This is a genomic window from Streptomyces sp. NRRL S-340, assembly GCF_000720185.1.
In the GTDB taxonomy this organism is placed as follows: domain Bacteria; phylum Actinomycetota; class Actinomycetes; order Streptomycetales; family Streptomycetaceae; genus Streptomyces.
On record NZ_JOIY01000072.1, the window covers coordinates 16,656 to 27,880 of the forward strand.

9 protein-coding genes and 2 pseudogenes are annotated in these 11,225 nt (G+C 72.9%); 10 read left to right on the forward strand and 1 reads right to left on the reverse strand.

All coding sequences use genetic code 11. The features are described 5' to 3' along the window. Window positions 1–48: 48 nt before the first annotated feature. The 6 genes and pseudogenes from IG64_RS42695 to IG64_RS36065 form a co-directional block, all read left to right on the forward strand. Window positions 49–207: pseudogene (locus IG64_RS42695) on the forward strand (5-deoxy-glucuronate isomerase); the annotation flags it as partial. After that, window positions 181–417 (forward strand): annotated as a pseudogene (locus tag IG64_RS42700) (hypothetical protein); the annotation flags it as partial. The pseudogenes IG64_RS42695 and IG64_RS42700, both read left to right, overlap by 27 nt. After that, window positions 414–1,916, forward strand: coding sequence for a CoA-acylating methylmalonate-semialdehyde dehydrogenase (mmsA, locus tag IG64_RS36050; RefSeq protein WP_037864450.1), 1,503 nt, complete (start codon window positions 414–416; stop codon window positions 1,914–1,916). The pseudogene IG64_RS42700 and the gene mmsA, both read left to right, overlap by 4 nt. Before the next feature lie 386 nt (window positions 1,917–2,302). After that, a complete protein-coding gene (locus IG64_RS36055) occupies window positions 2,303–3,721 on the forward strand; it encodes an APC family permease (protein ID WP_037864452.1) in 1,419 nt (472 codons plus the stop codon). Between the two features lie 156 nt (window positions 3,722–3,877). Next, window positions 3,878–6,535, forward strand: a complete 2,658-nt coding sequence (locus tag IG64_RS36060; RefSeq protein ID WP_037864481.1) for a CocE/NonD family hydrolase — start codon at window positions 3,878–3,880, stop codon at window positions 6,533–6,535. Further along, window positions 6,532–7,395 (forward strand): ABC transporter permease, encoded by an 864-nt coding sequence (locus tag IG64_RS36065; RefSeq protein WP_037864455.1) that lies wholly within the window; start codon window positions 6,532–6,534, stop codon window positions 7,393–7,395. The genes IG64_RS36060 and IG64_RS36065 overlap by 4 nt, the downstream gene beginning before the upstream one ends. 76 nt (window positions 7,396–7,471) lie before the next feature. Here IG64_RS36065 and IG64_RS36070 read toward each other — a convergent pair whose 3' ends face one another. Next, a complete protein-coding gene (locus IG64_RS36070) occupies window positions 7,472–7,864 on the reverse strand; it encodes a rodlin (protein ID WP_037864457.1) in 393 nt (130 codons plus the stop codon). Between the two features lie 239 nt (window positions 7,865–8,103). Between IG64_RS36070 and IG64_RS36075 the strand changes: the two genes are divergently transcribed. The 4 genes from IG64_RS36075 to IG64_RS36090 form a co-directional block, all read left to right on the forward strand. Continuing rightward, window positions 8,104–8,496, forward strand: a complete 393-nt coding sequence (locus tag IG64_RS36075) for a rodlin (protein WP_037864459.1) — start codon at window positions 8,104–8,106, stop codon at window positions 8,494–8,496. 250 nt (window positions 8,497–8,746) lie between these two features. Further along, complete coding sequence (locus IG64_RS36080; RefSeq protein WP_037864462.1) at window positions 8,747–8,974, forward strand: chaplin; 228 nt, start codon at window positions 8,747–8,749, stop codon at window positions 8,972–8,974. Between the two features lie 136 nt (window positions 8,975–9,110). Beyond that, on the forward strand, window positions 9,111–9,701 hold the full coding sequence (locus IG64_RS43145; RefSeq protein ID WP_051813763.1) for a chaplin: 591 nt from the start codon (window positions 9,111–9,113) through the stop codon (window positions 9,699–9,701). Window positions 9,702–9,925: 224 nt separating this feature from the next. After that, the coding region (locus tag IG64_RS36090; RefSeq protein WP_037864482.1) for a glycosyl hydrolase at window positions 9,926–11,225 on the forward strand (1,300 nt) is incomplete at its 3' end.

An 11,225-nucleotide genomic window follows, 5' to 3' on the forward strand; every position in this document is an offset into this window, starting at 1 on the left:
TCCAAACCCCGGGCGCGAGGCGTGCGTTGGGGTGCGGGCACCCGTGCGCCGCGTACCGCCCGGCCACCGATCGCCTCCGGCGCGGGAGACCGCTTCGCCCTGGCAGGAGCGAAGTGCGAGCGACGACTCCCCGCCCGCTACGGCCCCGCGCCGGAGGTCCCCCGCCCGCCACGGCCCGCGGCGCGGGCGGCGGGCACTCCCACATGTGTCTACACGGACCGGCGAACCGCAGACACAGTGTCGGGCGCGGTCCGGGCGCGTTGCTGGTGGGATGGTCTGGTGACGGCGACCGCACCCCGGACCGTCGGTCCCGGCCCCGTCCCGGGCCGCCCTCCGGTTCCGGTCCCGGCACACGAGCCCCACGAACGGCACGTCTCGACCCGACGCCGCCCTCTGCGAAGGAGTAACCCGGAATGACGAAGATCGTCAACCACTGGATCGGCGGCAAGTCCGTCGAAGGCGCCTCGGGATCGTACGGGCCGGTCACGGACCCGGCGACCGGCGCGGTCACCACGAAGGTGGCGTTCGCGTCCGTGGAGGAGGTGGACGCGGCCGTGGCCGCCGCCAAGGACGCGTACCGCTCCTGGGGCCAGTCCTCGCTGGCCCAGCGCACCACGATCCTGTTCCGCTTCCGCGCCCTGCTGGACGCGCACCGCGACGAGATCGCCGAGCTGATCACCGCCGAGCACGGCAAGGTGCACTCCGACGCGCTCGGCGAGGTCGCGCGCGGCCTGGAGATCGTCGATCTGGCCTGCGGCATCAACGTGCAGCTCAAGGGCGAGCTGTCGACGCAGGTCGCCACGCGGGTGGACGTGTCCTCGATCCGGCAGCCGCTGGGCGTGGTCGCAGGCATCACGCCGTTCAACTTCCCGGCGATGGTCCCGATGTGGATGTTCCCGATCGCCATCGCCTGCGGCAACACCTTCGTGCTGAAGCCGAGCGAGAAGGACCCGTCGGCCTCCCTGAAGATCGCCGAGCTGCTGTCCGAGGCCGGACTGCCCGACGGCGTGTTCAACGTCGTCCAGGGCGACAAGGCGGCCGTGGACCGCCTCCTGGAGCACCCGGACGTCAAGGCGGTCTCCTTCGTCGGCTCCACCCCGATCGCCCGCCACATCCACACCACGGCCGCCGCCCACGGCAAGCGCGTGCAGGCGCTGGGCGGCGCCAAGAACCACATGCTGGTCCTGCCGGACGCCGACCTGGACGCGGCGGCGGACGCGGCGGTCTCGGCGGCGTACGGCTCGGCCGGCGAGCGCTGCATGGCGATCTCGGCCGTCGTCGCGGTCGGCTCGATCGCCGACGAGCTGGTCGACAAGATCCGCGAGCGCGCCGAGAAGATCAAGATCGGTCCGGGCAACGACCCGGCGTCCGAGATGGGCCCGCTGATCACCGCCGCCCACCGCGACAAGGTCGCCTCCTACGTCAAGGGCGCCGCGGACGAGGGCTGCGAGGTGGTGCTGGACGGCACCGGCTACAGCGTGGAGGGCTTCGAGGACGGCCACTGGATCGGCCTGTCGCTGCTCGACCGCGTGCCGACGACCGCGAAGGCGTACCAGGACGAGATCTTCGGCCCGGTGCTGTGCGTGCTGCGCGTGGACACCTACGAGGAGGGCGTGTCCCTGATCAACGCCTCGCCGTTCGGCAACGGCACCGCGATCTTCACCCGGGACGGCGGCGCCGCCCGCCGCTTCCAGCTGGAGATCGAGGCCGGCATGGTCGGCGTGAACGTGCCGATCCCGGTGCCGGTGGGCTACCACTCCTTCGGCGGCTGGAAGGACTCGCTCTTCGGCGACCACCACATCTACGGCAACGACGGCACCCACTTCTACACCCGCGGGAAGGTCGTCACGACCCGCTGGCCCGACCCGTCCGAGGCCCCGGCCGGTGTCGACCTCGGGTTCCCGCGCAACCACTGAGCGTGACGCGACACCCCCTCGCGGCCGTCCGTTATCCGGACGGCCGCGACTTTTTTTGCGCCGTGCCCTGCGATTCCCGTGTGCGTGGGAGGAAACGGATGGCATAGGCGGATCGGTTCTGGTGCCTTGGAAAGCAAGGTCACAGTTTGTTGAGGCTTGATGAATGCGCTGTTGCGGCTGTGCAACCTGTGAAATCGAGCCGCCGCCCGCCCGGCCCCGGGTGCGGATTCCGAAGGTGAACAGCCATTGACGTGACGGTTTTCGTCGGGATTCCATGCTGGCGCCGGGAGCGGACGAGATGACGAGAACGTACGACCGAAGCCGCCGGAGGCGATAGCGCTCCCGAGCCCCCATCACCTGTTGCACGAGTCGATCGGAACTGCCGCATGACCGACACGCTCCCCCCTGCCCACACCGCCACCCCCACGGCGGCCGGCAGCCCCACCGGGACGACGGACAGCCCCCAGCAGCTCAAGCGCTCCATCGGGGTCGTCGGCGGCACCCTCCTCACCCTCTCGTGCGTCACACCCGCCTCCACGCTCTTCGTGGTCGTGCCCGACCTGTTCGGCTCGCTCGGCACCGCCACCGCCCTCACCATCGCCATCGGCTCCCTGCTCTGCATCGCCGTGGCGTTCTGCTACTCCGAGCTGGGCACCCTCATCCCCAGCGCGGGCGGCGAGTACGCCATGGTCTCCACGATGGCCGGACGTCTGGCGGGCTGGCTGGTGTTCGTGCTGTCCCTGCTGGTCGTCATGATCGTGCCGCCCGTGATCGCCATGGGCACCGCCGACTACCTGGCGCCGATCGTCCACCTCGACCCGGCGATGACCGGCGCCGGGGTCATGCTGCTCGCCACCCTCGCCGGCCTGCTCGACCTGCGCGCCAACGCCTGGATCACCGGCATCTTCCTGGTCCTGGAGGTCATCGCCGCGGGCGTGGTCGCCGTCCTGGGCTTCGCCCACAGCCACCGGGGCGCCGGCAGCCTGGTCTCGATGCAGGTGGCCGGGGCGGGCGGCCACACCGACACCGTGACGGCCATGCTCGTGGTCTCCGGACTCGCCATCGCCCTGTTCATCACCCAGGGCTTCTCCACCGCCGTCTACCTCTCCGAGGAGCTGGAGCACCCGCGCCGCAACGTGGCCCGCACCGTGCTCGCCACCCTCGCCATCTCCACCGTGATCATCCTGGTGCCGGTCGTCGCCATCACCATGGGCGCCTCCGACCTCAAGGAGCTGACCGGCGGCGACCTCAGCTCGATGGTGACCGCCTGGTCCAACACCGCCGTCGGCACCTTCGTCAGCCTCTGCGTCGCCCTCGCGATCATCAACGCCGGCATCGTCATGGTCATCCAGAACTCCCGCGTGCTGTTCGCCTCCGCCCGCGACAAGGCCTGGCCCGGACCGGTCAACACCGTCTTCGCCAAGCTCGGCCGGTTCGGCTCCCCCTGGGTCGCCACGCTCGCCGTCGGCGTCCCCGGCGCGGTCCTGTGCTTCGTCAACCTGGACACCCTCTACGGCGTCACCGGTGTCTCCGTGACCGGCATGTACCTGCTCGTCGCCGTCGCCGCCCTGCTGGCCCGCCGCGGCTCCCACAAGCACACGTCCGCCTGGCGCATGCCGCTGTGGCCCGCCGTGCCCGTCCTGCTGATCGCGGTCCTCGCGTACATCCTCACCCAGCAGGAGGCCACCTACCTGCTGTGGACCGGCGGCATCATGGCCGTGGCCACCCTGTACTGGGCCTTCTACCTCCGCCCGCGCCGCGACACCCGCTGGCTGGTGTCGATCCCCGAGGACGCCCGGGACTGACCCGCCGCCCGCCGCATCCCCCCTCGGAGCCCCCGTCCCCACGGATCCGTACCACGGCCGCGGTACGCCGCGGCCGTGCCGTACTCCGCACGGAGGGGCCGAGGTTCGCTCCGGCGGTGGCATCGGCCGCCGGTGGCGGCCCGTACCGTGGACGCCATGGATCTCCGACTGCCCGGACCGCGAGGGCTGCTGCGCGGACCCCGGCGGTGGCTCGCCGCCGGGGCCGCGCTCGTGGTGCTCGCCGGGGCCGGCACCTGGACCGCGGTCGCCTCCGCCGACGACCCGCCCGCGGTGCACCGCGCCGACCGGGTCATGAGCACGGCCGGCGGCGTGCGCCTCGACACGTCCTACTTCACCCCGGCCGGGCCCGGCCGCCACCCCGCCGTCCTGCTGGGACACGGCTTCGGCGGCAGCAAGGACGACGTACGGCAGCAGGCCGAGGACCTCGCCGCCGGCGGATACGCGGTCCTGACCTGGTCGGCGCGCGGCTTCGGCCGGTCCACCGGAAGGATCGGGCTGAACGACCCCAAGGGCGAGGTCGCCGACGTCAGCAGGCTCATCGACTGGCTGGCCCGGCAGCCGCAGGTCCGCCTCGACGGACCCGGTGACCCGCGCGTCGGCATCGCCGGGGCCTCCTACGGCGGCGCGGTCTCCCTGCTCGCCGCCGGGTACGACCACCGGGTGGACGCCATCGCCCCCGAGATCACCTACTGGAACCTCGCGGACGCCCTCTTCCCGAACGGCGTCTTCAAGAAGCTCTGGGCGGGGATCTTCTTCAACTCCGGCGGCGGCTGCGCCCGCTTCGAGCCGGCGCTGTGCCGGATGTACGAGCGGGTCGCCGAGTCGGGGAAGCCGGACGCCGACGCGCGCCGCATCCTCCAGGAGCGCTCCCCGTCTGCCGTCGCCGACCGGATCAAGGTGCCCACCCTGCTGGTGCAGGGCCAGACCGACTCGCTCTTCCCGCTCGGCCAGGCCGACGCGGCGCAGAAGGCGATCCGGGCGGGCGGCGCCCCCGTGGCCGTGGACTGGATCGCGGGCGGCCACGACGGCGGCGACCTGGAGAGCGGCCGGATCCAGGCACGCGTGACCGCCTGGTTCGACCGCTACCTGAAGCAGGACGGCAGCGCCGGCACCGGCCCCGCCTTCCGCGTCACCCGCACCGGCGGGATCGACTCCACCGACGGCGCGGCCCTGCAGCGCGGCGCGAGCGCGAGCACGTACCCGGGGCTGGACAGCGGGGCCCGCGCCGTGGCCCTGACCGGGCGCGAGCAGCGGTTCCAGAACCCGCCGGGCGCCAACCCGCCCGCCGTCTCCGCGCTGCCCGGCCTCGGCGGCGCGGACGGCGGACTGGGCCGGCTCTCCGCGCTGGGCCTCGGCGTCTCCCTGGACTTCCCCGGCCAGTACGCGCGCTTCGACTCGGCGCCCCTGGGCAGCGACCTGCGCATCACCGGATCGCCCACGGTCACCGTCCACGTCACCTCCAGCAGCGACGACGCCGTGCTCTTCGCCAAGGTGTACGACGTCGGGCCCGGCTCGTCCCGGCCCGTGCTGCCCGCCCAGCTCGTCGATCCCGTGCGCGTCGAGGGCGCGCGGCACGGCAAGGACGTCACCCTCACCCTCCCGGCCGTCGACCACGAGGTGCAGAAGGGCCACCGGCTCCGTCTGGTCCTCGCCTCCACCGACCTCGGCTACGCCTCCCCGGCCGCCCCGGCGACGTACACCGTCGCCCTGAAGAGCGACCTGTCGGTGCCCACCGCGCCCGGCGTGCGGACCGCGGCGGCCCCGCTGCCCGCCTGGGTGTGGTGGCTGCCCGCCGCGGCCACGCTGGCCGCGCTCGCGCTGCTGCTCACCGCCCGCCGCCGCAGCACCGCCCCGGCCCCCGACCCGGAACTGTCCGGCGTCCCCCTCCAGATCACCGGTCTCAGCAAGCGCTACGCCCGCTCCGCCGACCGGTACGCGGTACGCGACCTGTCCTTCCGCGTCGAGCGGGGCCAGGTGCTCGGCCTGCTCGGACCCAACGGGGCCGGCAAGACGACCACGCTGCGCATGCTGATGGGCCTGATCCGGCCCGACGACGGCGAGATCCGCGTCTTCGGCCACGCGATCCGGCCCGGCGCGCCCGTGCTCTCCCGGGTCGGCGCCTTCGTCGAGGGCGCGGGGTTCCTGCCGCACCTGTCCGGCCGGGAGAACCTGGAACTGTACTGGCGGGCCACCGGCCGCCCGCCCGGGGACGCCCACCTGGAGGAGGCCCTGGAGATCGCCGGCCTCGGCGACGCCCTGGCCCGCGCGGTGCGCACCTACTCCCAGGGCATGCGCCAGCGCCTGGCCATCGCCCAGGCCATGCTGGGCCTGCCCGACCTGCTCATCCTCGACGAGCCGACCAACGGCCTCGACCCGCCGCAGATCCGCGAGATGCGCGAGGTGATGATCCGGTACGCGGCCGGCGGGCGCACCGTCATCGTCTCCAGCCACCTGCTCGCCGAGGTCGAGCAGTCCTGCACGCACCTGGTCGTCATGGACCGGGGCCGGCTGGTGCAGGCCGGCCCGGTCGGCGAGATCGTCGGCTCCGGGGACACCCTGCTGGTCGGCACCGCGGAGCCCGTGGACGAGCCGGTGGCCGGGAAGGTGGCCGCGCTGCCGGGCGTCGCCTCCGCCACCCGCACCGGCGACGGCCTGCTGGTCCGGCTGGAGTCCGGCGCCACGGCCGAGGGCCTGGTGGCGGAGCTGGTGCGGCTGGAGGTGCCCGTCGCATCGGTCGGCCCGCACCGCCGTCTGGAGGACGCCTTCCTCACCCTGATCGGAGGTTCCGCATGAGCACGCTCACCGAGACCGCGGAGGTCGCCCCCGGCTACCACCCCGGGCGCACCCTGCCGCTGCGGGTGGAGCTGGCCCGGCAGCTGAAGCGCCGCCGCACCCTGATCATGGGCGGCATCCTGGCCGCGCTGCCGTTCGTGCTCGTCGTGGCCTTCGCGATCGGCGGCGACCCCGGCGGCCGCAACGACCAGGTGACCCTGATGGACACCGCCACCGCCTCGGGCGCCAACTTCGCCGCGGTGAACCTGTTCGTGTCGGCCGGCTTCCTGCTGGTGATCCCGGTGGCGCTGTTCTGCGGGGACACCGTCGCCTCCGAGGCGAGCTGGTCCTCGCTGCGCTACCTGCTGGCCGCGCCCGTGCCCCGGACCCGGCTGCTGTGGTCCAAGCTCGTCGTCGGACTCGGCCTGAGCCTGGCCGCCATGGTGCTCCTGCCCGTGGTCGCGCTCGCCGTCGGCACCGCCGCCTACGGCTGGGGCCCGCTGGAGATCCCCACCGGCGGCGCGCTCGCCGCGGGCACCGCCGCCCAGCGGCTGGTGGTGATCGTGGCGTACGTCTTCGTCTCCCAGCTGGTCACCGCGGGGCTGGCGTTCTGGCTGTCCACGCGGACGGACGCGCCGCTGGGTGCCGTGGGCGGCGCGGTGGGCCTGACCATCGTCGGCAACGTCCTGGACGCGGTCACCGCGCTGGGCCACTGGCGCGACTTCCTGCCCGCGCACTGGCAGTTCGCCTGGGCCGACGCCGTGCAGCCGCGCCCCGAGTGGTCGGGGATGATCCAGGGCACGGCCGTCTCCGTCGCCTACGCGCTGGTGCTCTTCGCCCTGGCCTTCCGCTCCTTCGCCCGCAAGGACGTCGTGTCCTAGGAACCGCCGCGCGACGCAAACGGGAGCGGGCCGCCGAGGAACTCGGCGGCCCGCTCCCGTCGGCCGTGCCGCAGGCTCAGCGCTCGCTGTTCTGCGACAGGATCGACACGTCCTCCAGCAGGTGCGCCAGCGCGCCGTCGCGCTTGGCCTGCGTGGAGTTCTCGGTGCACTGCTGGTTCTGCCGGTCGGACAGGATCGGGATGTCCTGGACGTTGACGACCTGGAGCACCCCGACCGGCAGCTCGCCCACGGCGATGCACGGCTTGTTGAACGACCCCTGGATGAGTGCCATCTGCGGGCTCATGTTCCCGTACGTGGTCGAGTTGCCGTAGCTCTGCCACGCACCGTTGCCGTTCAAGGCCGTCGGGCCGCTGTCGTTGCCGATCGCCAGGGCCTGCGGAGCGGCGGCGGCGGTGGCGCCGAGCGCGGAGGCGGCGATGGCCGCGGTGGCGACAAACTTCTTGATCACTGGGCGGTCCTTTCTGAGGGAACCCCGTCACCGGAGCGTTCTGGTCAACTGTCCGGGGCCACCGTGGTTTCTCCCGTTCACTCCCACGGCGGACCCCGCGAAGTGTTTGTGTGCTTTCCGGACTCCGTGATTGTCAGGCGTTTTCAAATGCCGTGCGGGCCAACCGGGTGAACCCCCGCAACCAAACACCCCGCACCGTGTTGATGAGGCCGTAGGACCTACGAGGAAAGGAACGCGCAGTGCTCAAGAAGGCAATGGTCGCCGCTGCGGCCGCCGTATCTGTCGTCGGTGGGTCGGTGGCGGCTGCTCCCGCGGCGCTTGCCATCGGGAACGACAACGGCCCGTCCATCGCGAACGGCAACGACGCGACGTCGTCGTTCGGCAACTCGGCGACGAAGGGCGACATGAGCCCGCAGCTCTCGCTGATCGAGGGCACGCTCAACAAGCCGTGCCTGGGGCTCAACGAGACCAACGTCGGCGTGCTGCAGATCGTGAACGTCCAGGACATTCCGATCCTGTCGGACCGGCAGAACCAGCAGTGCTCGGACAACTCCACCCAGGCCAAGCGCGACGGCGCCCTGTCGCACATCCTGGAGGACCTGTCGGTCCTCTCGGCCAACGGCGAAAGCTGAGCCGTTCTTGGCCGGCCCGGGTCGTCCGCTGCTCCGTCCGCGGGCGCCCGGGCTGTTTTCGCTGAATTCTTTTCGCCCGAGCGGACGAGGGCGAGACGTAGGGTGTGCGGGGCAGTCGAGTGAATTGTCGGGTGATTTACGTTCCGCCGTTTTCCATTACGTCTATTCCTCGTTCAGTGCCGCGACCGTGAGGTCGTGCTCACTCGGTTTCTCGCCGTCATTGGGGCCTTGCCCCGAGAAGGGAACTTCCATGAAGAAGAGCGTCGCTGTCGTGACCGGCGCCATCCTGGCTCTGGGCATGGCCGCCCCCGCCTTCGCCGACGCCGGCGCCGAGGGTGCGGCCGTCGGTTCGCCGGGTGTGATCTCCGGCAACACCATCCAGATCCCGGTGCACGTCCCGATCAACGTGTGCGGCAACACCATCGACATCATCGCGCTGCTGAACCCCGCGTTCGGCAACACCTGCGTCAACGACTGACCGCACGGGCGCACCGGCCGTCCCGGCCGGGTCAGGGCCGGCCTTGGACGTCGAACTCGCGACCCAGGGCCGGCCCTCCCACATCGGAACGTTCCTCAAGCCGCCGCGAGCGGCTTCGAGCAGGAAGACCACTAGATTGCGACAGACCCTGAGCAGGGGAGTGTTCGCGGCGGCCGCCGCGACGAGCGTGCTGTCCCTGTACGGCAGTGCCGCCTTCGCCGACTCGACGGCGGACGGAGTCAGCGCGGGTTCACCCGGCCTGCTGTCCGGCAACACCGTCCAGGCGCCGGTCGAGGTGCCGGTGAACGCCTGCGGCAACACCGTCGACGCCGCGGCGGCGCTGAACCCGGCGTTCGGCAACAAGTGCGCCAACGTCTCGGAGAAGACGCCGCCGCCCCCGTCGCACAGCCCCGACTGCGAGGACCGGGGCGGCTACGGGGAGCAGCCCTCCTCGGGCGCGTACGGCGAGCAGCCCTCCCCGGGCGAGTGCACGACCCCGCCGCCGAGCACCCCGCCGACCTCGACCCCGCCGCCCACGCACCACACCACCCCGCCGCCCACGCACCACGCGACGCCGCCCCCGGCCGAGCACACCCCGCCGCAGATGGCCGAGACCGGCAGCGGCAACACCGGGGCGCTGCTGGCCGCCTCGGCCGCCAGTGCCGCGCTGATCGCCGGCGGCACGGTCCTCTACCGCCGCGGCCGGTCCCTGGGCGCCCACCGGTAGACGGTCCGCGGGTCCGGCGCCACACCGCCGCGACCGAGCCGCCACGGCGGCCGGTCGCGGCGGTGGTCGTTGTTCCGGGCTCCGTCACCCGGGCGGACGCGCGGCACACCCGAAGGCCGTACCGGCGGTGGCGGTCCTGCTCCTTCCGTGCCTGACTTCATAGGGCGAGGGCGAGCTGACGGCTCGTCAGCACGGCCCGCCGGGGCGTGCGGGAAGGAGCGGGCATGGCTGCACAGCGAGGCCGGATCCGGCGGCTGACCGTCGTCGCGGCGGCGGCCGTCACCTCGGCCGCCCTGGCCTGCGGGGCCGCCACCGGGGCGGGAGACCCACCGCCGGCCCCGTCGACCGCACCGCCGGTTCCCCCGGCCCCACCGGCCACGGCACCGAGCACACCGCCCGGTCCGACCGTGTCACCGAGCCCGCCGACCGTGTCACCGAGCCCGCCGGCCGTGCCACCGGGTCCGCCGGCGGGGCCGGTGAGTCCGCCCGCGGTGTCCGCGAGTCCGTCCGCGGGCCCCGTGATCCCGCCGCCGGCGGTGGCGCCCCCGGCTGCTCCGCCGGTGTCCGTGAGTCCGTCCGCCGTGCCCGCGAGTCCCGCCTTCGGGGCCTTCCTGGAGTCGGACGCGCGGGGTGTGGCGCGGATGGCGCAGCTCAGCACCTGGCTGGGCGGTGCCGAACTGCGGGTGGGCCACACCTATCTGCCCGGCGACCGCTGGCGGGACATCGAGGGTGCCCCGGGCTTCCTCGACGTCTGGGCGCACTGGCGGGAGCAGCGGCCCGACCGGATGCTCGTCCTCAATGTCCCGATGCAGGAACGCAACGAGGAGCACCTCTCCGACGACGAGGTCCGCGGGCTGCTGCGGCGGGGTGCGGCCGGGCAGTTCGACCACCACTTCAGCGCCCTGGCCCGGCGGCTGGTCGGGGCGGGGGCGCCCGACACCGTGATCGTGCTCGGCTGGGAGATGAACGGCACCACCTACACCCACCGCTGCGGGCCCGATCCACGGGCGTGGAAGAGCTACTGGCGGCGCATCGTCACCGCGATGCGCTCCGTCACGGGCCAGAGGTTCCGGTTCGACTTCGCGCCGAACCGGGGCCGGGACGCCGTTCCCTGGACGGAGTGCTATCCGGGGGACGACACGGTCGACATCGTCGGCATGGACTCCTACGACCAGCCGAGCGGCCTGGCCTTCGACCAGCAGGTGGGCGAACCGTACGGGCTCCAGGCGCACGTGGACTTCGCCAGGGCCCACGGCAAGCCCGTCTCCTACCCGGAGTGGGGGCTGTTCCGCAACGGCGACAACGCCGAGTACATGCGGCGCATGCTCGCCTGGTTCGACCGCTACCGGCCGCTCTACAACACGCTGACCGACTACTGCCCGCACGGTGTCTGGCAGTGCGGGGCCAACCCCGCCGCCGCACGCGTCTACCGCGCGGTCCTCTTCGGCCGGCCCGGCCCGGCCACCCCCCCCCCCCCCCCCCCCCCCCCCCCCCCCCCCCCCCCCCCCCCCCCCCCCCCCCCCC

Excerpts from the sequence above, each read along its gene's own strand:
- IG64_RS36055 (WP_037864452.1), top strand. The coding sequence starts at position 2,303 with ATGACCGACACGCTCCCCCCTGCCCACACCGCCACCCCCACGGCGGCC.
- IG64_RS36060 (WP_037864481.1), top strand. The coding sequence starts at position 3,878 with ATGGATCTCCGACTGCCCGGACCGCGAGGGCTGCTGCGCGGACCCCGG.
- IG64_RS36065 (WP_037864455.1), top strand. The coding sequence starts at position 6,532 with ATGAGCACGCTCACCGAGACCGCGGAGGTCGCCCCCGGCTACCACCCC.
- IG64_RS36080 (WP_037864462.1), top strand. The coding sequence starts at position 8,747 with ATGAAGAAGAGCGTCGCTGTCGTGACCGGCGCCATCCTGGCTCTGGGC.
- mmsA (WP_037864450.1), top strand. The coding sequence starts at position 414 with ATGACGAAGATCGTCAACCACTGGATCGGCGGCAAGTCCGTCGAAGGC.